Raw genomic sequence first — 20,709 nt, forward strand, 5'->3', positions numbered from 1 at the left:
ACCGATATGACCGGGCTGCGCGGCCAATACGGTATCGAGCGCACCATTTGCCGCAACGTGATCGTTCAGCCCGCGACAGGCATGCGCCAGCGCGAACTGTGCATCGGCTCCCTTATCGTCAATTTGTTCAATCAGATGGCGAGCCGTCGTCATGTCGCCGCGCCGCAGCGCGGCAATGCCATCTGTGAGAAGGCGCGTCCGAGCGATCACATCTACCATCGACGAACGATAGCCCGGCGTTCCTCGCCAGGCATAGTCCTTTCGGCAATGTAACGATCAAACTCAGCCCCCTTCCGGGCATCGTAAGCTAGAGCCGCGCCACAGCTCGCCGCAGTTTCTGGACCATGACCGGGTCGTGTGGCGTGCCCTCGAATGCTTCGCCGGCAAGCGCCATCAGGCGAACCGCGCCGAAGCTGGCCGCAAGCCCCTTCAATCGCGCCGCTGCGATCCGCCAATGGTCACCGTCCTGCGCCATTTCGAGCCCGGCAAGCCCGCGCTGCACTCCATCGACGAAGGCCGCGCGAAGTTCGGCGATCAGCAGCGGTTCGTCACCGACCGCCGCTGCCAAAGTCGCATCGATAGCACCAGGATCATAAGCCATAGCCGACGCTAGGCCAGTGACCCTTAAGGCAAGGTTTCGCTAAATACTTCCCGTACACGAGAAATATGGTAAATGACGGCGATGAACAGGGGGTCCCGCATTATCGATCTGCGCACCGGCGCGGCGCCAGAGGCGGATGAGGATCTGCTGCTGACCGAGGAATTGCCCCAGCCGCCGGCGCCGATCGAAGCCACAATGCCCGAAGAACCCGAACAAACTGAAGACGCTAGGCCAGCCGGTGGCGGTTGGGTCTGGCCCGTTCTGGGGTCGTTGGTCGCGCTTGGCTGGGTCGGCGCCATGCTGTGGCTGGCGCGCGATCGCCTTGCGCAGCTTGAGCCGGTTGCTCTGACCGAATTCGTCGCCGCGCTCTGCGTGCCGCCGGCGCTGATCGCGATCCTGCTGGTCCTGGTGCTGCGCACCAGCCGCGCCGAGGCGCAGCGCTTTGGTGACGTTTCCCGCGCGATGCGTGCCGAGGCGGCCAGCCTCGAGCGAAGCGTGGCGGCCTTGTCCAACACGATCGAGAGCAACCGCCGGAAGATCGCCGAGCAGACCACCGCGCTGATGACCATGGGCGACGGCGCGCTGACCAAATTGTCGGCGATCGGCCAGGGCATGTCGGAACAGGTCGGCGTGGCCAATGAGCATGCGACCAAACTCGCCGATGCCGCATCGGGCGCGCATTCGAGCCTGTCGGTGCTGCTCGCTATTCTGCCGCGCGCGCATGGCGAGACCGTCTACATGGCGCGGCAGCTCGACGCGGTCGGCGTTTCGGCGACGGAACGCGCCGCGGCGCTCCGCGCCGAACTGAGCGCACTCGCCGAGCGTGGTCGCGAAGCCGAAGACGTTGCCGGCGGCGCGGCGCAAAAGCTTGCCGCCCATCTGTCGCGGATGGAAGCGACCAGCGAAACCGCCGGCGCGAGGCTGGAAGCCGTTACGGGCGAAATGTCGACGGCAGTCGATGCCCTTCTGGGCCGAACCGCCGGCGCCGTGGATGAAGCACGCAAGGGGATCGCCGCGCAGGGCGATGCGATGCTCGCCATGCTGAGCGCCAACCAGGCAGCGCTCAGCAGCGCGGGTCGCGACAGCGCCGAGGCCCTGGCCGAGCGGATCGCATCGATCGAGGCACAGATCGAACGCCTTGCCGCGCGGCTCGGCGAAGAGCGCGAAGCCGGCGGCACGATGCTCGGCGAACTCGACCAGGGGATCACCGCCGTCTCCGCGCGGATCGACGACCTGCACGGGCAAGGCATCGAGCGCACGCAGACGCTCGCGGCATCGATCAGCGCGCTGGGTGGCTCAGCCGACGCGATGACCGAAGCGCTCAAGACCGGCGACGCGATGGCGACGACGACGATCGGCACGACCGAACGCCTGCTCGTCGCGCTCGACGCCGCCGCGCGCGAGATCGACGAAACGTTGCCCGACGCGCTCGCGCGGCTCGATTCGAAAATCGCATCGAGCCGCAAGGTAGTCGGCGACGCCAAGCCGGAGCTCATGGCGCTGGTGACGGCCGCCGAGAGCACGCACGACGCGATCGAGGCGATCGCCCAGGTCATTGCCGGCCAGCGCACGACGCTCGACACCTTGTCGCGCAACCTGCTCGACACGCTGACCAGCGGCCGTGAAAAGGCCGATGCGCTGGGCGTGATGGTCGAGGAGACGATCGGCCGAACGCATCGCTTCGCCGAGGAAGCCGCGCCGCGACTGGTCGAGGCGCTGCTGCGCGTCCGCGACACGGCAAGCGCGGCGGCCGACCGTGCCCGCGAAACACTGGCGACGGTCATCCCCGAGGCGGCGATGGCGCTGGAGAAGGAAAGCGCGGCCGCAATGCGACGCGCGACCGATTCCGCGCTTGCCGGCCAGATCGCGGCGATCGGCGAAGCGGCCGACGCTGCGGCCGATGCCGCGACGCGGGCTTCGGACCGACTGACGCAGCAGATGTTCAAGATCGCCGATTCGACGGCAATGGTCGAAAGCCATATCGAGGATGCACGCGTCGAGCGTGAAAAGGCCGACAAGGACAGCTTCGCGCGACGGGTGTCGTTGTTGATCGAGGCGCTCAATTCAGCGTCGATCGACATCGCCAAGAGCTTCTCGTCCGAAGTGTCGGACAGCGCCTGGGCCGCCTATCTGAAGGGCGATCGGGGTGTGTTCACGCGGCGCGCCGTGCGCCTGCTCGACGCCGGCGAAGCGCGCGAAATCGCGCGACTTTATGACAGCGACGGCGAATTCCGCGAGCAGGTCAACCGCTACATCCACGATTTCGAGGCGATGCTGCGCGCGATCCTGGCGCAACGCGACGGCTCACCGCTGGGCGTGACCTTGCTCTCGTCGGATATGGGCAAGCTCTATGTCGCGATGGCGCAGGCGATCGAGCGTCTGCGGACCTGAGGTTCACCGGAGCAAGCCGTCAATTCGGCAATTTCAAAGGATCCGCTGCTGCCAACCGCAATGGCAGCCAGTTCGGCGGGGAAGCTATGCCTGGCCGAAGCCGCCAACGGCACGGCGCCCGAAGCCGGAGCGGCGCTCAACGAGCGGATTCGCCTCACGCTCGAGCAACGACAAGGTGCTCTCAAAGGCCGGGCGGAGCTCGACGACGTGCTCGAGCGCCTGGCTCGGCGTATCATGGCGCTCGACGCAATCGCGTGCAATCGTCTCGATTTGTTCGGCGATCAGCGCCAGCGGTTCGGCGCCGAACTGGCGCGCCTCGCCCTTCAGCGTATGCGCCGGGATGACGATCGCAGCGGCATTCTGCGCGCGCATCGCCGCCTCGATCGCGGCGACCGATTTGACGCCGTCCTCGCGGAAATAGCCGAGAATACGGACGAATCCGGCACCCAGTTCGCTGCGCGCACGAGCGAACGCTGTCCAGTCGACCAGATTGGCTTCGTCAGTTGACACCATGGTCTCCCTGCTAGGCAACCGGAAAAAGGGCTGCGAGAGCAAGGCCGTTCTAGGCAAGATATGTAAATGAGCCGTTGACGCGACAGCGGATAATTTCCGCACGTCGCGTGACAAGTGCCTTTCAGTACTCAAAATGTCCAATCCGGACCAAAACCGTGTCGCGGCCTTCCGGCTACTGATTTCCGAACGGGTTTTTCGGCGCTCGCAGCGTCAGGCGGATCGGTACGGCGCCGAAGCCGAGATCGCGGCGCAGGCCGTTGATGATGTACCGCTGGTAGCTCATCGGCAACTGATCGACCCGCGTTCCGAACAGCACGAATCCGGGTGGGCGCGTCTTCGCCTGGGTGAGGTAGCGCAGCTTGATGCGCTTGCCGCCGGGCGCCGGCGGCGGATTGGTCTCGACCGCGCGTTCGAACCAGCGGTTGAGCTCGCCGGTACCGATCCGCTTCGACCAGGCGGCACGCGTTTCGAACGCGACCTGGAGCAGGACGTCGAGCCCCTTGCCCGTTGCGGCCGATACGGTGAGCAGCGGCACGCCCTTGACCTGCGAAAGACCTTCCTCGAGCGCGGCACGGACGCCGTTGAAGAGCTTCGAGGCGTCTTCGGCGACATCCCATTTGTTGAGCGCCACGACGAGCGCGCGCCCCTCCTCGAGCACGGCAGAGGCGATACGCAGATCCTGCGCCTCCAGGCCCCGCGTTGCATCGAGCAACAGCACGACGACCTCGGCAAAGTCGATCGCATGGCGTGCGTCCGCGACCGACAGCTTTTCCAGCTTGTCCTGCACCAGTGCGCGTTTGCGCATGCCGGCAGTGTCGATCAGCCGCACCGCGCGGTTGCGGCCCTCCTTGGGATCTGGCCACATCCAGTCGATCGCGATCGAATCGCGGGTGATGCCGGCTTCCGGCCCGGTAATCAGCCGGTCCTCGCCGAGCATGCGGTTGATCAGCGTCGACTTACCCGCATTGGGGCGCCCGACGATCGCCAGCTTGAGCGGCGCATCGGGATTATCCTCATCGTCGTCTTCAACCGCGCCTTCATCACGCGGGACATCGATATAGGGAATGAGCGCCTCGACGAGATCGGCCATGCCTTCGCCATGCTCGGCCGAAAGTTGCACCGGGTCGCCAAAGCCAAGCGACAGCGATTCGAGAATGCCGCTCTCGCCGGCCCGCCCTTCGGCCTTGTTGGCAACGAGAATCACCGGGATGGTCGCGCCCCGCAGCCAGCGAGCGATTTCCTCGTCGAGCGGCACCAGACCGGCGCGCGCGTCGATCATGAACAAAGCGACGTCGGCCATCGCCACCGCAGCCTCGGTCTGCGCGCGCATGCGCCCGGGGAGCGTGGCGGCCGCATCCTCCTCATAGCCGGCGGTGTCGACGACGCGAAATTCGAGACCGACGAGGTTGGCGTCGCCCTCGCGGCGATCGCGGGTAACACCAGGCCGGTCATCGACAAGCGCGAGGCGCTTGCCGACCAGGCGATTGAACAATGTCGATTTGCCGACATTGGGACGGCCGATGATCGCGACGACGGGTAGGGATGTCATCCGACACCCCTTATCCGGTCCCGACGATCAGCGATAGGCGGTGATGCGCCCCTTTTGGTCGAGCGTGTAGAGCGTCGAATTGGCGACGATCGGCCCGAGCGAGAACGGCGCCTTCGTCTCGATCACCTGCCCGACCGTGCCCGTGTCGGGCGAAGCGAAGGCGATCTCGCCCAGCGAGTTGGTCAACGCAAGCCTGCCACCGGCCAGGACGGGTCCGTACCAGGTGATCGGGTCCTTATGCTTCTTCTCGCCGCGGTAATGGCGCAGCTGGCTGATCCAGCGCACCTTGCCGGTCGAGCGCGCCAGACACACCAGACGCGCGTCGTCGGTCACGATGAACACCCATTCGCCCGACACCCATGGCGTCGACAGGCCGGCGAAATTCTGTTCCCACAGCCGCTGGCCCGAGGTGATTTCGAGCGCGACCATCCGGCCACCCTGCCCCAGCGCGAAGACCACGCCGCGGTCGATCACCGGATCGGCATCGATATCGGCGAGCGAGGACACCGAGGTGGTGACGCTCGAGCGCGACAATGCGTCCTGCCACAGCGTCGTGCCGTTTTCGTAGCGATAGGCGTTGAGCTCGCCCGAGGAGAAGCCCGCGACGACGGTACCCTGGCTGCTCGCGGGCGCGGCGACGCCGAACACGCCCTGGCTCTCGATCGAGCCTTGCTGGGCCCAGCTTTGCTTGCCGTCGTTCAGATGGAGCGCGTAAAGCTGGTTGTCCTGGCTGAGGACATAGAGATTGCCGTCGGCGATGGTCGGCGAGCCGCGCAACGGCGCACCTGGCTTGGTACGCCATTGCTCTGCGCCGGTGGTGGCGTTGAGCGCGACGACATCTCCCAGCCCATCGGTCGCATAGACCGCGCCGCTGTCGTAGCTGACGCCGCCGCCAAAGCGAGCGGGTCGGTTACGCTTGCTCGCCTTGGCGATTTCGGCGGTCCATAATTTGCCGCCGTCGGTCGCCTGGAAGGCGTGCACCACGCCGTCGACATCCATGGCGAACAGCTTGCCGTCGGCAACGACCGGGGTCGCGGCAAGGCGCTGACGGTTCGAGCCGCCATTGATTTGCGCCGTCCATGCGCGCGACACGGTGGCGCCGAGCGCGAGATGGCCCGTCGCCTTCGACGCGCTGCCACCCGGCTGCGCCCAACTGTCATTCGCTTCGGCGGGCGGCAACAACACCTGGACATCGGCAATGGTCCGATCGGAAATGACATCGCTCTCCGAAGCGAGGATCGGAATCCGCTCGCCAAGCACCGGCGTCTTGCGATGATGGCCCTTGAGCGCCGCGCAACCGCTCAGCGCGAGCGCCGCGACGCCGACCAGCAGCATCCTGTTCCTGATCATCATTGTGCCTTCTTTTCCTGATTGACCGACGCGCCGAGCGCCGCGGCCATGTCACCCGCGCGCTTGCGGATCGATTCGGGGACGCCATCGTCGGTCGACATCTGGCTGAACAGCTTCTGGGCGAGTTCACGGCGGTCCATCTGCAGATAGGCGGCGCCGACGAGTTCGCCGGCGCTACCGAACCACGGATTGCCCTTCTGCGCGAGCAGCCGCAGCCGATCGACCACCACTTGTGGCTTGAGCTGGTCATATTCGGCCGTGGTCTGTCGAATCAGCGCCAGATCGCGAAACGGCTGGGCGATCGACTGATCGGCCGCAACCTCGGCGAATTTGGCGGCAGCCGCTTTGAGATCGTTCTTCTTCAACAGGACATCGGCCTGCGCGAATCTCGCGGCCGCGCGGTAACCGGGCGAACTCGACGCGGCGAGATCAGTGTACACGGGTGCGGCCTGAGCGTCCTTGCCGGCGGCACTTTGGTCGTACGCGGCAAGCAGCTTCTCGCCCTCGGCGTTGCTGCGCTGCTGCTGATAATGCTGCCAATAGAGCCAGCCGCCCAACGCCGCGAGCCCGCCCAGCACAGCCAGCACGACCCAGCGGCCATAGCGGCGCCAGGCGGTGGCCAGTTGATCGCGGCGCAGTTCTTCGTCGACCTCACGCAGAAAGGCTTCATTGGTATTCGGCGGAACAGCCAAGCGTAACTCCGTACGGGCGAGGGGCGGGAAAGGCGCGGACCTTAGCTTCGGCATTGCCTAAACGGAAGCGGTCAATCCTTGGGAAGGTAAATCTGCTCGACGCCCGGAAAAGTACGATCCCGGACGTCGGCGGCATAGGCCTGTGCTGCGGCCGAAATGCGGCCGGCAAGGTCATCATAGCGCTTCACGAAACGCGGCACGCGCTCGAACATGCCGAGCATGTCCTCGGCGACCAGCACCTGGCCATCGCACTGCGCGGACGCACCAATGCCGATCGTCGGGCACGCCACGCCGTTGGTGATCGCGATCGCGATCGGCTCGACGACGCCTTCGATCACAATGGCAAAGGCGCCGGCATCGGCTATCGCGGTCGCATCGGCGACGATCTTGGTGGCTTCGGCTTCGCTGCGACCGCGCGCACCATAACCGCCGAGCGTGTTGACCGCCTGCGGCGTGAGACCGACATGGCCCATCACCGGAATACCGCGCTCGGCGAGGAACCGGACGGTCGGCGCCATCGCAACGCCGCCTTCCAGCTTCACCGCCGCCGCGCCCGTCTGCTTGAGCAGCCAGGCAGCACTTTCGAACGCCTTTTCCGGGCTCGCTTCATAACTGCCGAACGGCATGTCGATGACGACGACGGCATGATAGCTGCCGCGAACGACGGCGGCGCCATGCGCGCCCATCAGGTCGAGCGTGACGGGAACCGTCGAGGGCAGGCCGTAGATCACCTGGCCGAGGCTGTCGCCGACCAGCAGCATGTCGCAATGCGGGTCCAGCAGTTGCGCGGTCCGCACGGTGTAGGCGGTCAACATGACCAGCGGCTCGCCGCCCTTGCGCTTGCGAATCGCCGGGACGGTCAGGCGCTTCATCGGCGCCGGCATGGGGTTTGCGCGGCTCGTCGCGGTGTCGATCGTGAAGGTCGTAGACATGCGGGCGATCTAGCGAGGTCACACACGCCACGCCAGCCTTGCCGATCCGCGCGCCAAACAACCTTGACGTAATGTTAGATATTAATTACATAGAGTCGCACAAAGCATGCACGGAGACCGTTATGTCGTTCAGGGAAAAGATTGCGTGGGTTGCGTTGGCGGGTATCGCTTTCGCTGCCGTCCTCTATTTCGGCAATCTCGCGACGCATGATGCGCCGCACGCCTATTTCGTCGGGCTTTTCGTCGCGGTGATGATCGCACAGGCCGTCATCACTGCTGTCGCCGCGATCGTGGTCGCGGTCCTTGCGCCGGCCGACGCACGTGCGCCGCGCGACGAACGGGACCGGGGCATCGCTCGGCTGGCCGCAGGCCAGAGCTATTATGCGTTGCTGCTCGGCGTGATGGCTGCGGCGGTGACGATCCATTTCGGGATGAGCTTGTTCGGCATGCTCAACCTATTGCTGGCGGTGATCATGCTGGCCGAGGCGTTGCGCTTTGCCTGTCAGATCGTCGCTTATCGCCGGGGCGACTGACCATGGCCGGCACTCGTATCACCAACCAGATCCGCCTGCTGCGTTTCATGGCCGACGAAATGACCCAGGCCGAACTGGGCGAGCGCATCGGCATGACGCGCCAGACCATCGCCGCGATCGAGGCAGGAAAATATTCGCCGACCCTGGAGGCAGCGTTTCGCATCGCCAAGGTTTTCGAAAAGCCGCTCGACGCGGTGTTTCAATGGGAAGGGGAAGGTCTGTGACCCCCCTCCCCGTCACCTGATCCAGCCGCGCCGAGCCGCGAAACCGGCAAACCACCACGCGAAGACACCGACCGCGACGATGAACGCGGGGAACGGTACCGTCACCATGAAGCCCTTGTGGCCGATGATGTCGGTGGTCGCGAACAGATAGCCGAACTGGACGACGATCGCGATCAGCGCGACGAGCATGATCGGCCTGGCGATCCTGGCCCGCACCAGCAGGGCGATGCCGCCAAGGACAGATCCGAATACCGCCACGGCGTAACACCAGTTATACCAAGCTGGCAGGGTCGCGTAGAGCGCGCGGTCATAAGCGGTTGCATCGCCCATCGCATCGGCGCCGAGCTTGAATTGCATGATACAGAAATAGCAGCCGATCCCGTCCCACAGGATCAGCAGCACGGCGACGAGATAATACCAGGCCGGCGGTTTCGTTTCTGAAGCCATCTCACCCTCCCCGATCGAGACGCGAAACTGCGTCGAGCGGATCGAAAAGGCAAGCGGGGGTGTTACTCGACCGTCACGCCTTTCCAGAAGGCAAAGCGTCCCTTGATCTCGGCGGCTGCTGTTTTGGGCTCGGGATAATACCAAACGGCGTCGGCATTGTGCTTGCCGTCGACGACCAGCGACTTGTAGCTCGCGACACCCTTCCATGGGCAATTGGTATGTGTGTCACTCGCTTCGAGCAGCGATTGATCGATGCTGTCGGCAGGGAAGTAATGATTGCCTTCGACGACGACGGTGTCGTCCGATTGCGCGATGATCGCGCCGTTCCAGCGTGCGGTCGGCATGGTATTAGTCCTTGATCAGCCCAGTCCGGCCGCGAGATAGGCATCGGCCTTGAACCCTACCAGTAGCGGGCCGCCGGATTCGAGCACCGGGCGCTTGATCATCGATGGCTGCGCGACCATCAGCGCGATCGCTTTCTCCTCGTCGAGATCGGCCTTGGCCGCATCGGGCAGCGCGCGAAAGGTCGTTCCAGCGCGGTTGAGCAGGGCTTCCCAGCCGACCAGCCCCGCCCAGGCTCGCAGCTTGTCCGGCGAGATCCCCGCCGTCTTATAGTCGTGGAACGCATAGCTGACGCCATGCGCATCGAGCCAGGTGCGCGCCTTCTTGATCGTGTCGCAATTCTTGATCCCGTACATCATGGTCGTCATCGTCATCCTTTCAGAAACTTGCCCGTCGTCACGACCGGTTGCGGCTCGAGCCCCAGCGCGGCGTAGAAGGCGAGCGCTTCGGCATTGCCCTCGCGCACCATCAACTGCAGTTTCGGGGCGCCGCGCTCGCGCAGCCAGGCTTCGGCCGCCGCCATCATCGCGCGGCCCAGGCCGGATCGCCGACGATCGGGTGCCACCGCGAGATAATAGATCCAGCCGCGATGACCGTCGTCACCGACCATTACGCTGGCGATGATCGAGCCGGCATCGCGAACGACGAGAATTGTCGACGTGGCCCCAGCAATCGCGCGATCGAAATCCGCGCGGGGATCGTTCCAGGGGCGGGTCAGGCCACAGGCCTGCCACAGCGGGATGACCATAGCCGCGTCGGGCGGCTGCGCGGATTCCACCGTAAAATCGAGCATGGGGCAACCATGCCGCCAAGAAGGTGCATCGTCCAGTAACGGCGTTCCGCCCATGTTGCGCTTCAGAAATTCCGTTATAGCGTCGTAAAACGATATGACTCTTGGGGGAGATGATCGGTGCGGCGATTGAGCGGCAGCATCGCGTTATTGTTGGCAGGCGCGGCAAATCCTGCGCTTGCGCAGGACCGAACCAGCGACAACGCCGTCACCCAGGCGGAAGACGCGTTCGGTTTCAGCGTCGGGCGCGAATCACTCGGCATCTACAATGCCGGCAATGCGCGCGGCTTCTCGCCCAGCGCGGCGGGCAATGTCCGGATCGACGGGCTGTATTTCAGCTCGTCCTACGACCTCAACAGCATCGTGCTCGATTCGACGAGCATCAAGGTCGGCCTGTCGGCACAGGGCTATCCCTTTGCCGCACCGAGCGGGATCGTCGATCTGTCGCTGCGGCGACCGCAGGGCAATGGCGCGTCGATCATCGTCAACGGTGACAGCTACAGCAGCGCCGGAATCGAAATCGACGGCTCGCTGACGCTGAACCAACATCTCGCCATCGGCTATGGCGTCACCGCCGGTCGCGTGGCCTTCCCCGACGGCACCGCCAATTTCAACCACGGCCAGGGGCTGATCGCGCGGTGGCGGCCCGCGCCGGGCGTCGAGATCGTGCCGTTCTGGACGCTCAACAACGACTATGACGATGAGGCCGGACCGTTCCTGATTCCGGGCGGCGCCTATCTGCCGCCGATCCCGCCGGAACATCGCTTCGACGGCCCCAACTGGGTCGATTACCGCTACACCGCCACCAACCATGGCGTCGTCGCCTCCTACGCGGCGAGCAAGACCTGGCTGGTGCGCCTCGGCGCGTTCCGTTCGGTGTTCGACCAGAAGACCGGTTATGCCAATCTGCTCGTCGACATCCAGCCCGACGGTACCGCCGAACGGATCGTGGAGGCCGACCCGCGGCTCAAGAACGAGTCGCTGAGTGGCGAGATGCGCGTGACCCACAGCATCACCGACGGCCCGCGGCTTCACGTCATTCATCTCAGCGTGCGCGAGCGCAGCGCGCGGCGGCAATATGGCGGCTCGGGCGTGGTCGATCTCGGACCGGCGCGGATCGGTGTCACCGAACAGGCGCCCAAACCGACCTTCACCTTCGGCCCGCTGTCGCGGGACCATGTGCAGCAGACGACGGTCGGGCTGGCCTATGACGGCCGTTGGAAGGGCGTGGGCGAGATCGGCTTCGGCATATCGCGCGCCGATTACCGCAAGAGCGTCGACCTCCCCGGCATTCCTACCGTCACGAACCGGGCTCGGCCGTGGCTGTACAATGGGACCGCAGCCGCCAACCTCTCGGCGAAACTGACGATCTATGCGGGATATGCACGCGGGCTCGAGGAAAGCGGCATTGCGCCGGCCGGGGCGACCAACCGCAATCAGCCGCTTCCCGCGATCCTGACCGAACAGAAGGATGCCGGCGTGCGCGTCGTTCTCGCACCCGGACTGAAGGCGGTGGCGGGAGTCTTCGACCTGCGCCGTCCCTATTTCAGCTTCGATGGCGGCGGCACCTTTACCCAGGTCGGAACGATCCGCAGCCAGGGGGCCGAATTCTCCGTTTCGGGCAAGCTCACCTCGCGGCTCGACCTTGTCGGCGGCGGCGTCTTCCTGCGCCCGCGCGTGGTACGCAGCGCGAGTGCTGTCGGGGCGATCGGCGACCGCCCGGTCGGGCTGTCGAGCCATTTGCTGATCGCCAACCTCAACTGGCGGGTGCCGGGGCTGAACGGCCTGTCGCTCGACGTGGCGACCGTTCACCGCGGCGCGACGCCCGCGACGACCGACAATCGCGTCGTCCTGCCGCCGCGCGCGAGGGTCGATCTCGGCGGGCGCTACCGCTTCAAGCTCGCGACGCATGACGCGACCTTCCGGCTGCAGATGAGCAATGTCTTCGACCAGATCGGCTTCGGCATTGCCGGGTCGGGCGTCTATACCGGAATTTCGGGCCGCTATGTGACGGGCTACCTCGCTATCGATGTCTGACAGGTGATCGGCCTGACCCACCTACCCCGGCTCAACTGAAGGTCAGCGACCCGCGACGTTCCGCGAAGCGCCAGCCTTGTCCGGTCACGCGTCGGAAGCGATCGGCAAAGCCGCCCACCAGCGGCGCGACGTCGGCGGCGGTGAACAGCAGCATCGCGCTCGTCGCCACGGCCTCGTCGCGACCGACGACGGTGACGACGATGTTCGAGCAGACGTGCTGCGTCGTGCGGCGCGGGCGCGATTCGAAGGCCGCGAGAATCGCTGCCCGCCCGACAATCGGCGCGTCGGGCGCGGTCGGACGCGTCATGCTGCCGTCCTCGGTGTAGAGCGCGGCCACCTCGGGCCAGCGCCCCTCGTCGTTGAGCATCGCATAGAGGTTGATCAGCCGCGCACAGTCCCACTCGATCGCGCGACGCTCGTCCTCGGTCATCTCATCGACCATCGTCTTTCTCCTCCGTTTGCCTTGCCCGGTTTCGCCCTTGCCGCATCGCCGCGACCTGATATTGTATGCCAGTGATACATATTCCGGCACTGCCGGCAACAGGAGCGCGTAGCATGAGCACAACCGACGTCGTCACATATCGGGTCGAGGACCGCATCGCCTGGGTGTATTTCGCGCGGCCCGACAAGCGCAACGCGATGAGCCCGACGCTCAACCGGCGCATGATGGAGGTGCTCGACGAGCTCGAATATCGCGACGATGTCGGCGTGCTGGTGCTCGGCGGTGAAGGCACGGCATGGTCGGCGGGCATGGATCTCAAGGAATATTTCCGCGAGACCGAATCGCAGGGCCTGCGCGGGGTGCGGCAATCGCAGCGCGAAAGCTATGGCTGGTTTCGTCGCCTGCGCTGGTTCCAGAAGCCGACGATCGCGATGGTCAATGGCTGGTGCTTTGGCGGCGGTTTCGGTCCGCTGTTCGCCTGCGATCTCGCGATCACCGCGGATGAAGCGCAGTTCGGCCTGTCCGAGATCAACTGGGGCATCCTGCCGGGCGGCGGCGTCACCAAGGTGGTGGTCGACCTGCTGGCGATGCGCGACGCGATGTGGATGACTCTGACCGGCGAGCTGATCGACGGCAAGAAGGCGGCCGAGTGGCGATTGGTCAACGAGAGCGTGCCGCTGGAGCGGCTCGAGGCGCGCGTCCGTGAGGTCGCGCAGTTGCTGCTCAAGAAGAACCCCGTCGCGCTCAAATTCGCCAAGGACGCCGTGCGCCGCGTCGGCACGATGACCTATGACGAGGCCGAGGATTATCTGGTGCGGATGCAGGAAGCCGCCAACTTCCACGACAAGACCGATGGCCGCAAGGAAGGCATCCGCCAGTTCATCGACGAAAAGAGCTACAAGCCGGGTCTCGGCTCGTATGACCTGACCAAGGCGGAAGGCTGATCGCAGAAAAGGCCGAGAGGCTGGCTGCGGAACACCGCACGCCTGCCTCATCGCCAAATCAAGTCGAGATCAACGCATCGAGCGCGAGCGCGCCGCGTCCCTTGGCATAGACCATCACCGGGTTGAGATCGATTTCGCGGATCGCCGGCGTCGCCGCGACGACCGTGCCAAGCGCCTGAACGATCCCGGCGACAGCGGTAACGTCTGCCGGTTCAGCCCCTCGGAAACCGTCAAGCAGCGGCGCCATCCGCAATAGGCGGATTTCGGCCTCGATCTCGTCGATCGACAGTCCCGCGGGCAGCAAGCGCACATCGTGCAGCAATTCCGCCGTGACACCGCCGAAGCCGACCAGGATTACCGGTCCCCAGGCAGGATCGTTGCGCGCGCCGACGATCAGTTCGACGCCGCGCTCCGCCATCTTCTCGACCAGCACGCCATCCAGAACGAGGTCGGGCCGCGACGCCGCGATATTGGCGTGCAACCGCGCCCAGCCATCGGCAACTTCCGCCGCATCCTTCAGCCCGACGATCACGCCGCCGGCATCGCTCTTGTGCGGCAATGCTGCGGCCTGCGCCTTGAGCACCACCGGGTAGCCGAGCTGCGACGCAGCTGACTGCGCCTCCGCCACGGTCGTGGCGAGCGTGAAGGGCGGGAACGCAATGCCCCGCGCGCCGAGCAATTCCTTCGAGCGATATTCGGCGATCGTGGCATCGGGTGCGAGCCCCTCGATCGCAGCACCCTCACCGGATGGCGCGGCGCCGTCGCGATTGACCCTGCCGACAATCCGGACGAGCGCCCGCATCGCGCGGTCGGCGGTGGGGAGGTAGGGCACGCCCAGCTCACGCAGCCGTGCGATATCCTCGCTGCGCACACCGCCGCCCTCATCGACGCCCGTGACGATCACCGGCTTGGAGAGCCCGGCGTCGAGCCCGGTGGCGATGGCATCGAACTTGATTCGCGACGTCGCGATCTCGGTCTGGATCAGCGACACGACGATGGTGCCAATCCGCGCGTCTTCCATCAGCGCGGCCAACGCGCGGCCATACATCCCCGGATCGACCAGCCCTTGCGCCGTCACATCGAGCGGGTTGGAGACCGGCACGAAAGGTGGCAGCGCTGCCCGCAAGGCGGGGCTGTCGGCATCGGTCAGCGCAGGGAGCGGCAGGCCGAGCTCTTCGGTCAGGTCGAGCATCATCGCTTTGAAGGCACCCGATTCGGCGAGCACGCCCGTGCCGCCGGACGGCAGCGTGGCGCAGCGCACCGTGATCTCGACCACGTCGCCCAGTTCCTCGAGCGACTGCACCACGATAACGCCGGCATGTTCGACCAGCGTCCGCATCACCGCATAGTCGCCGGCCATCGCGCCGGTATGGGTGGCGGCGCTCGCCGCGCCCGCCGCGCTGCGGCCGGGGTGGAGCAGCACAATCTGCTTGCCTGCTGCCTGCGCCGCGCGTGCGGCTTCGAGGAAACGCGCTGGCGCCCGGAAATGCTCGACGATCAGCGCGATGACCGAGGTTTCGGGCTGTCCAACGAGATGCGCGAGATAGTCCTCGACGCCGCTCGCCGCCTCGTTGCCGGTCGAGATGTAGCAGCTGAGCGGGACGTCGCGCGCGATCATCGTCGTTGCGAGAACCGCCGCCATCGCTCCCGACTGCGATACGATGCCGACGCGGCGATCGCCCTGCGCACGCGCCTCGGGCATTCCAATGAAGGTCAGCGAGACGCGATCGATGAAATTGACCAGGCCGAGGCAATTGGGGCCTTCGACGACCATACCCGCCTCAGCCGCGATTCGCGCAATCTCCTGCTGGTCGGCCAGCCCTTGCGGGCCGTCCTCGGCAAAGCCGGCGGCGAAGACGACGGCCGCGCCGACCTTGCGCCGCGCGAGCCCGCGCAACGTATCGAGCACGCCGGCACGGGGAATGGCGAGAATCGCGGCATCGACGCCCTCCGGCAGGTCATCGACCGAGGCGATGCACGGCCGCCCGCCAATCTCGCTGCGTTTCGGATTTACAAGATGGATCGCGCCGCCGAAGCCCTGGCGGTCGAGGTTGGCAAGCACCGACGCACCCAGCGCTCCCGGCTTGTCCGACGCGCCGATGATGGCGATCGATGTCGGCCGTAGCAAACGATCGAGCCGGAGCATTTCGGGTGCCGCGACGAGAACCATATCCTCGCCTGCGATGCTATCGGAAATTCCCATTATACTCTCCAGGAGGTGTCGCGCGGCGCCGGAACGCGCGCCATAGCGCATCGATTCGATTGTGTGCCAAGCATACAATTATGGCAACCCCGGCAGCGCCTTTGTGCGGGGCTAGGCCGCGGAATCCTTCGGCCGTCGCGCGCGCGACGGGCCGACCTTGCGGAGCAGCGCGAACAGCGTCCTTTGCTCGGCGTCGGTCATCCTGGCGCTCATCCGCCGATCCGAATCATGCAGGAGCTTCAAGACCTCCGCCAATTGCTCTTCGCCATGCGCCAGCATGTGGAGCGCGTTGGTGCGCAGGTTGCGGCCCGCCCGCCGTTCGATAAGCCCGCGCGCGGCGAGACCGTTGACGAGCTTCATCGCGCTCGAGCGGTTGATGCTGAGCGCGCCACCCAACGCGGTCTGATCGCACCCCGGATTGGCCCGGATCAGCATCAGCGCGGTGAGCTTGGCGGGGGTGAGCCCGTGTGGCTCCAGCACACGCCGGGCGTCTTCCGTCATGATCTGGAAGGCGCGTTGCATCTGGTAGCCGAGGATGTTCTCGAGGTCGTCGTCCTGCTTCATCTGTCGCGATGCCACCTTGCCAAGATTGTATCCTTAGCGCACATAAGCGGCGATGTCGCCACGCATCGCGCGGGGCAACGAACGGACCCAGCGCCGGTTTCAGGCGCGACCAAGGAGAGCGATGATGGAGCATCAATTCCGGATGCTGGTCGACGGCCAATTAGTGGACGGTGCCAGCAGTTTCGATGTCGTCAATCCGGCCACCGCCGAGGCATTCGCGCGCTGCCCCAAGGCCGATGAGGCGCTGATCGACCGTGCCGTCGCCGCAGCGAAGAAAGCCTTCCCCGCCTGGGCTGCCAAGCCGATCGAAGAGCGCGCGGCGCTCCTCATCAAGCTGGCCGACGCGATGGAAGCGCGCGCGGGCGAATTCGCCAGTCTCCTGACCAGCGAGCAGGGCAAGCCGCTCGACCAGGCGATGTACGAGATGATGGGCAGCATCTATACGCTGCGCGCCTTCGCGGCGATGCGGATCGAGACCAAGACGCTGCGCGACGAGGGCGGCAACACAGTGACCGAGCACCGCACCCCGCTGGGCGTCGTCGCCGCGATCACGCCGTGGAATTTTCCCGTCATCCTGTTGATGAACAAGCTCGGTCCGGCGCTGCTGTCGGGCAACACCATGGTCGCCAAGCCGGCGCCGACCACCCCGCTCACCTCGCTGCTGTTCGGTGAGATCTGCGCGGAAATCCTGCCGCCGGGCGTCGTCAACATCGTCTGCGACCAGAATGACCTCGGTACCAAGCTGACCACCCACCCCGATGTCGCCAAGGTCGCCTTCACCGGATCGACCGCGACGGGCAAGAAGGTGATGGCTGCAGCCGCCCAGGGCGTGAAGCGCGTGACGCTGGAACTGGGTGGGAATGACGCCGCGATCGTGCTCGACGATGTCGATGCACGCCAGGTCGCGCGCAAGGTGTACGGCGGAGCGATGGCCAATGCCGGCCAGATCTGCGTTGCGATCAAGCGCGCTTATGTGCCCGCGCCGATGTACGACGATTTCTGCGACGAACTGGCCAAGCTGGCGAACGAAGCGGTGGTCGGCGACGGCTCGATGCAGGGCACGCAGGTCGGCCCGGTGCAGAACAAGATGCAGTTCGACAAGGTCAACGCGCTGCTCGACGATGCGCGGACTCGCGGCACGGTACTCGCGGGCGGCACGCCGCTCGACCGGCCGGGCTATTTCATCCCGCCGACGATCGTGCGCGATCTCGACGACGATGCACCGCTGGTGCGCGAAGAGCAGTTCGGCCCCGTCCTGCCCGTGCTGTCCTATACCGATATCGACGACGTCATCCGGCGTGCGAACGACTCGGATTACGGCCTGGGCGGCACGGTATGGGGTAAGGACGTCGCACGCGCCACGGCGGTCGCCAAGCGGATCGAGACCGGCACGGTCTGGGTAAACCAGTATCTCGCGATCGACCCGTCGATTCCGTTCCGCGGCACCAAGCAATCGGGCCTTGGCGGCGAACTCGGCGAAGCCGGGCTCAACGAATATACCCAGCCGCACATCATCAATGCGGTGGCGCTCGAAGACGCCTGACATTCATGTGCGCGAGGCGCGGCCCGAGCGGGTCGCGTCTTCGCATATATGATCTGTACACAAGTGCGAAAAGCAGGCACGGATACCCGACAGACTTCAAGGGATCATCTGCATGTCGATCGCCACGACCCATGTCGGCAGCCTACCGCGCGGCGCGCAGCTGACCCCGCTGCTGCTCGCGCGCGATCACGGCGACCCCTATGACGCCGAGGCGTTCGACACGCTCGTCCAGGCCGCCGTCGATGAGGCGGTCGCGGCGCAGGTCGCGGCGGGCGTCACCATCGTCAGCGACGGCGAACTCGGCAAGGTCGGCTATTCGACCTACATGATCGAGCGGCTGTCGGGCTTTGGCGGCCATATCGACCGTATGTCGGCGCTCGATCTCGCACCGCTGCCCGATCTGCGCGCCAAGCTGGCGCACATCATGGGATCGCAGGAATTCACCCGTGCCTCGTGCATCGGCGAGGTCCGGCTGGTAAACCTGCAGCCGCTGCACGACGATATCCGCCGCTTCAAGGGCGCGCTCGAACGCCACGGCAAGTGCACTCGCGCCTTCATGAACGCGGCGTCGCCGGGGCTGATCACCGCGTTCCAGAAGAATGTCCATTATCCCAGCCATGACGCCTATCTCGCCGACCTCGTGACGGCGATGCGCCCGGAATATGAGGCGATCGTCGCGGCCGGCTTCGAGCTGCAACTCGATTGCCCCGACCTCGCCATGTCACGGCACACCGGCTACCAGGAAATGGACGAGGCGACGTTCCTGCGGACGATCGCCGCCAATGTCGAGGCGCTGAACGCGGCGACCGCCAACATCCCGCCCGAGAAGATGCGGATGCATGTCTGCTGGGGTAATTACGAAGGCCCGCACGACCACGATATCCCGCTGGAGCGGATCATCGACATCGTCGTGGGCGCACGCCCTGCCACGGTCCTGTTCGAAGCTGCCAATCCGCGTCACGAACATGAATGGATCGTGTGGCGCGATGCCCGGCTTCCCGACCACAAGATCCTCGCGCCCGGCCTGATCGACACCTGCTCCAACTATCTCGAGCATCCCGAGCTGATCGCGCAGCGGATCGAACGCTTCGCCGCGATCGTCGGCGCCGACCGGGTCGTCGCGAGCACCGATTGCGGGTTCGGCACCTTTGCCGGCTATGGCAAGATCGACCCCGCCGTTACCTGGGCGAAGCTGCGCAACCTGCGCGAGGGCGCGGACCTGGCGGCCGCGCGTCTCTGACGTGGCGGCATGGTGGCGAACGCCGCGCGGCGCGGTATAGCGGGCCATGGTCGATACCGCCGCGTTTCCCGTAAAATCCGCGCTTCGGACGCTCGACATCATCGAATATGTCGTCGCGCGCGACCGGCCGGTGGTAGCGCAGGAGGTGGCGGCGGCGCTCACCATTCCCGTCAGCAGCCTGTCCTATCTCCTCACGACGCTGGTCGATCGCGGTTATCTTGCGCGCGCCGGCCGGCGCTACACGCCGGGCCCCGGCCTCGCCCGCCTGCAGACCCGCGCCAGCGGCATGGCGCTGGCCGAACGCGTCGCGCCGCTGGTGCGCGCGCTGCGGCTCCAGCTCAACGAAACGACCTCCTTCTTCATCCGCAAGGGCTGGGAGGTCGAGGCGCTGGTGACCGAAACCAGCGAGCACGCGCTGCGCTACGCCGTGCAGATGGGCACCAGCACCGCGCTGCACGGCTTTGCCGCCGGCAAGGCCATTCTCGCGACGCTGCCTGATAGCGAACTCGAAGCGTATCTGACCGAGACCGAGCGCGTGGCCTTCACCCCGGCGACGATCACCGCGGCGGCAGAACTGCGCCGCGAGATCGCCGAAATCCGCCGCACCGGCATTGCCCGAACGCGCGAAGAACATACCCCGGGAATCCAGGGCATCGCCCGCGCGGTGATGGTTGGCGGCGCGGCGCTCGGTGCGTTCAGCGTCGCGATCCCCTCAGTCCGCTTCGACGCGACCGTCGAGGACAATGTCGCCGAACTGCTGAGGCGCACCGCGCTCCTGCTGGAAACGGAATAGTCGCAGGCGACGCGCGGCTGGCGCGGGGTCGATGGATCGGACGATGGGAAAGAGCGTTGGCGGGATGAGTGTTGCGCCCGTTCTACCATCGCGCCGGGCGGTTTGAATCACCGACTATTCGCGCCGACAGGCATGGATTTCTCAAATATTGCGCAAGTCATGCGCATCGGGGCCAGCAAGTAAATGGGGCATTTTGCGAGCCGATGGGGTGGCGCTTTCGTGGCTGTTGGACCGCTGCGGGGCGATGTTCAAGCGCCGAAGAAGCGGCAAATGCCAACACCGCCCACTGCGCGCGTTCGATGGTGCGGGCGCAACCACCCGCGCCGATGACTGGGCGATACTGAACGCATTATGCGAATAGCCTGATTTATTCATGGTTCTTATTGTCGCCAGCGCGGGGAAGATTGCCGGAAATGCAACAGCACAGATGTCGCAGATGGTGAGGTGTCTCATGCCGGCGAGCATAAGAGCCCGAGCGGAAAGTGGTTGAGCGATATCAGTAGGTTGTGATTCACCGTCGTTGTCGAGACGATAGGAGAAGCAGATGGCCTGGACTGATACCGCCCGCCGGCAACATAG

Annotated in this window: 23 protein-coding genes; 9 read left to right on the plus strand and 14 right to left on the minus strand. The window is 65.5% G+C overall.

Annotated elements, in window-relative coordinates; genetic code table 11:
- Positions 1-6: 6 nt before the first annotated feature.
- Positions 7-273 carry a hypothetical protein gene (locus tag U1839_RS16790; RefSeq protein ID WP_332804736.1) on the plus strand — a complete coding sequence of 89 codons (267 nt, stop codon included), beginning with the start codon at positions 7-9 and terminating at the stop codon, positions 271-273.
- A 34-nt stretch (positions 274-307) separates the two neighbouring features.
- Here U1839_RS16790 and U1839_RS16795 read toward each other — a convergent pair whose 3' ends face one another.
- Complete coding sequence (locus tag U1839_RS16795; RefSeq protein ID WP_332804737.1) at positions 308-601, minus strand: Hpt domain-containing protein; 294 nt, start codon at positions 599-601, stop codon at positions 308-310.
- An 81-nt stretch (positions 602-682) separates the two neighbouring features.
- Between U1839_RS16795 and U1839_RS16800 the strand changes: the two genes are divergently transcribed.
- A complete protein-coding gene (locus tag U1839_RS16800) occupies positions 683-2,992 on the plus strand; it encodes a coiled-coil domain-containing protein (protein ID WP_332804738.1) in 2,310 nt (769 codons plus the stop codon).
- A gap of 84 nt (positions 2,993-3,076) precedes the next feature.
- Here the strand turns inward: U1839_RS16800 and U1839_RS16805 are convergent, their stop codons facing one another.
- From U1839_RS16805 to panB, 5 genes are all read right to left on the minus strand, one after another.
- Positions 3,077-3,505 carry an Hpt domain-containing protein gene (locus tag U1839_RS16805; RefSeq protein WP_332804739.1) on the minus strand — a complete coding sequence of 143 codons (429 nt, stop codon included), beginning with the start codon at positions 3,503-3,505 and terminating at the stop codon, positions 3,077-3,079.
- A gap of 172 nt (positions 3,506-3,677) precedes the next feature.
- On the minus strand, positions 3,678-5,054 hold the full coding sequence (gene der / locus U1839_RS16810; RefSeq protein ID WP_332804740.1) for a ribosome biogenesis GTPase Der: 1,377 nt from the start codon (positions 5,052-5,054) through the stop codon (positions 3,678-3,680).
- A 27-nt stretch (positions 5,055-5,081) separates the two neighbouring features.
- A complete protein-coding gene (locus U1839_RS16815) occupies positions 5,082-6,407 on the minus strand; it encodes an outer membrane protein assembly factor BamB family protein (protein WP_332804741.1) in 1,326 nt (441 codons plus the stop codon).
- Positions 6,404-7,096, minus strand: a complete 693-nt coding sequence (locus tag U1839_RS16820; protein WP_332804742.1) for a tetratricopeptide repeat protein — start codon at positions 7,094-7,096, stop codon at positions 6,404-6,406. Before U1839_RS16820 ends, U1839_RS16815 begins: the two co-directional genes overlap by 4 nt.
- A gap of 71 nt (positions 7,097-7,167) precedes the next feature.
- Complete coding sequence (gene panB / locus U1839_RS16825) at positions 7,168-8,028, minus strand: 3-methyl-2-oxobutanoate hydroxymethyltransferase (protein ID WP_332804743.1); 861 nt, start codon at positions 8,026-8,028, stop codon at positions 7,168-7,170.
- Between the two features lie 155 nt (positions 8,029-8,183).
- Between panB and U1839_RS16830 the strand changes: the two genes are divergently transcribed.
- Positions 8,184-8,561, plus strand: a complete 378-nt coding sequence (locus tag U1839_RS16830; RefSeq protein WP_332804744.1) for a hypothetical protein — start codon at positions 8,184-8,186, stop codon at positions 8,559-8,561.
- Between the two features lie 2 nt (positions 8,562-8,563).
- Positions 8,564-8,785 carry a helix-turn-helix transcriptional regulator gene (locus tag U1839_RS16835; RefSeq protein ID WP_332804745.1) on the plus strand — a complete coding sequence of 74 codons (222 nt, stop codon included), beginning with the start codon at positions 8,564-8,566 and terminating at the stop codon, positions 8,783-8,785.
- A 12-nt stretch (positions 8,786-8,797) separates the two neighbouring features.
- Here the strand turns inward: U1839_RS16835 and U1839_RS16840 are convergent, their stop codons facing one another.
- The 4 genes from U1839_RS16840 to U1839_RS16855 form a co-directional block, all read right to left on the minus strand.
- Positions 8,798-9,232 (minus strand): hypothetical protein, encoded by a 435-nt coding sequence (locus U1839_RS16840; RefSeq protein ID WP_332804746.1) that lies wholly within the window; start codon positions 9,230-9,232, stop codon positions 8,798-8,800.
- A 62-nt stretch (positions 9,233-9,294) separates the two neighbouring features.
- Positions 9,295-9,576, minus strand: coding sequence for a DUF427 domain-containing protein (locus U1839_RS16845; protein WP_332804747.1), 282 nt, complete (start codon positions 9,574-9,576; stop codon positions 9,295-9,297).
- 15 nt (positions 9,577-9,591) lie between these two features.
- Positions 9,592-9,942, minus strand: coding sequence for an ArsC family reductase (locus tag U1839_RS16850; protein ID WP_332804748.1), 351 nt, complete (start codon positions 9,940-9,942; stop codon positions 9,592-9,594).
- A gap of 2 nt (positions 9,943-9,944) precedes the next feature.
- Positions 9,945-10,367: a GNAT family acetyltransferase gene (locus U1839_RS16855; protein WP_332804749.1), complete on the minus strand. Its 423-nt coding sequence runs from the start codon at positions 10,365-10,367 to the stop codon at positions 9,945-9,947.
- 117 nt (positions 10,368-10,484) lie between these two features.
- Here U1839_RS16855 and U1839_RS16860 point away from each other — a divergent pair, with 117 nt between their 5' ends.
- Entirely contained in the window at positions 10,485-12,401 is a 1,917-nt protein-coding gene (locus U1839_RS16860) for a TonB-dependent receptor (RefSeq protein ID WP_332804750.1), read from the plus strand.
- Positions 12,402-12,432: 31 nt separating this feature from the next.
- Here U1839_RS16860 and U1839_RS16865 read toward each other — a convergent pair whose 3' ends face one another.
- Complete coding sequence (locus U1839_RS16865) at positions 12,433-12,843, minus strand: nuclear transport factor 2 family protein (protein ID WP_332804751.1); 411 nt, start codon at positions 12,841-12,843, stop codon at positions 12,433-12,435.
- Positions 12,844-12,956: 113 nt separating this feature from the next.
- On the opposite strand from U1839_RS16865, the gene U1839_RS16870 reads away from it, so the two are divergent.
- On the plus strand, positions 12,957-13,787 hold the full coding sequence (locus U1839_RS16870; protein WP_332804752.1) for a p-hydroxycinnamoyl CoA hydratase/lyase: 831 nt from the start codon (positions 12,957-12,959) through the stop codon (positions 13,785-13,787).
- Between the two features lie 58 nt (positions 13,788-13,845).
- Here U1839_RS16870 and U1839_RS16875 read toward each other — a convergent pair whose 3' ends face one another.
- Both U1839_RS16875 and U1839_RS16880 read right to left on the minus strand, forming a co-directional pair.
- The gene (locus tag U1839_RS16875) at positions 13,846-15,990 is read right to left on the minus strand and encodes an acetate--CoA ligase family protein (RefSeq protein ID WP_332804753.1); all 2,145 of its coding nucleotides are present in this window, start codon (positions 15,988-15,990) and stop codon (positions 13,846-13,848) included.
- Between the two features lie 111 nt (positions 15,991-16,101).
- Positions 16,102-16,554 (minus strand): MarR family winged helix-turn-helix transcriptional regulator, encoded by a 453-nt coding sequence (locus U1839_RS16880; protein WP_332804754.1) that lies wholly within the window; start codon positions 16,552-16,554, stop codon positions 16,102-16,104.
- Positions 16,555-16,678: 124 nt separating this feature from the next.
- Here U1839_RS16880 and U1839_RS16885 point away from each other — a divergent pair, with 124 nt between their 5' ends.
- The 3 genes from U1839_RS16885 (at position 16,679) to U1839_RS16895 (ending at position 20,130) form a co-directional block, all read left to right on the plus strand.
- Entirely contained in the window at positions 16,679-18,097 is a 1,419-nt protein-coding gene (locus tag U1839_RS16885; RefSeq protein WP_332804755.1) for an aldehyde dehydrogenase family protein, read from the plus strand.
- A 112-nt stretch (positions 18,098-18,209) separates the two neighbouring features.
- Positions 18,210-19,337: a cobalamin-independent methionine synthase II family protein gene (locus tag U1839_RS16890; RefSeq protein WP_332804756.1), complete on the plus strand. Its 1,128-nt coding sequence runs from the start codon at positions 18,210-18,212 to the stop codon at positions 19,335-19,337.
- Positions 19,338-19,383: 46 nt separating this feature from the next.
- A complete protein-coding gene (locus tag U1839_RS16895; protein ID WP_281125208.1) occupies positions 19,384-20,130 on the plus strand; it encodes an IclR family transcriptional regulator in 747 nt (248 codons plus the stop codon).
- Positions 20,131-20,271: 141 nt separating this feature from the next.
- Here the strand turns inward: U1839_RS16895 and U1839_RS16900 are convergent.
- Positions 20,272-20,709: hypothetical protein (locus tag U1839_RS16900; protein WP_332804757.1), on the minus strand; the 438-nt coding region annotated here is incomplete at its 5' end.

Origin of the sequence: Parasphingomonas halimpatiens (genome assembly GCF_036663795.1) — a bacterium.
Lineage (GTDB): Bacteria > Pseudomonadota > Alphaproteobacteria > Sphingomonadales > Sphingomonadaceae > Sphingomonas.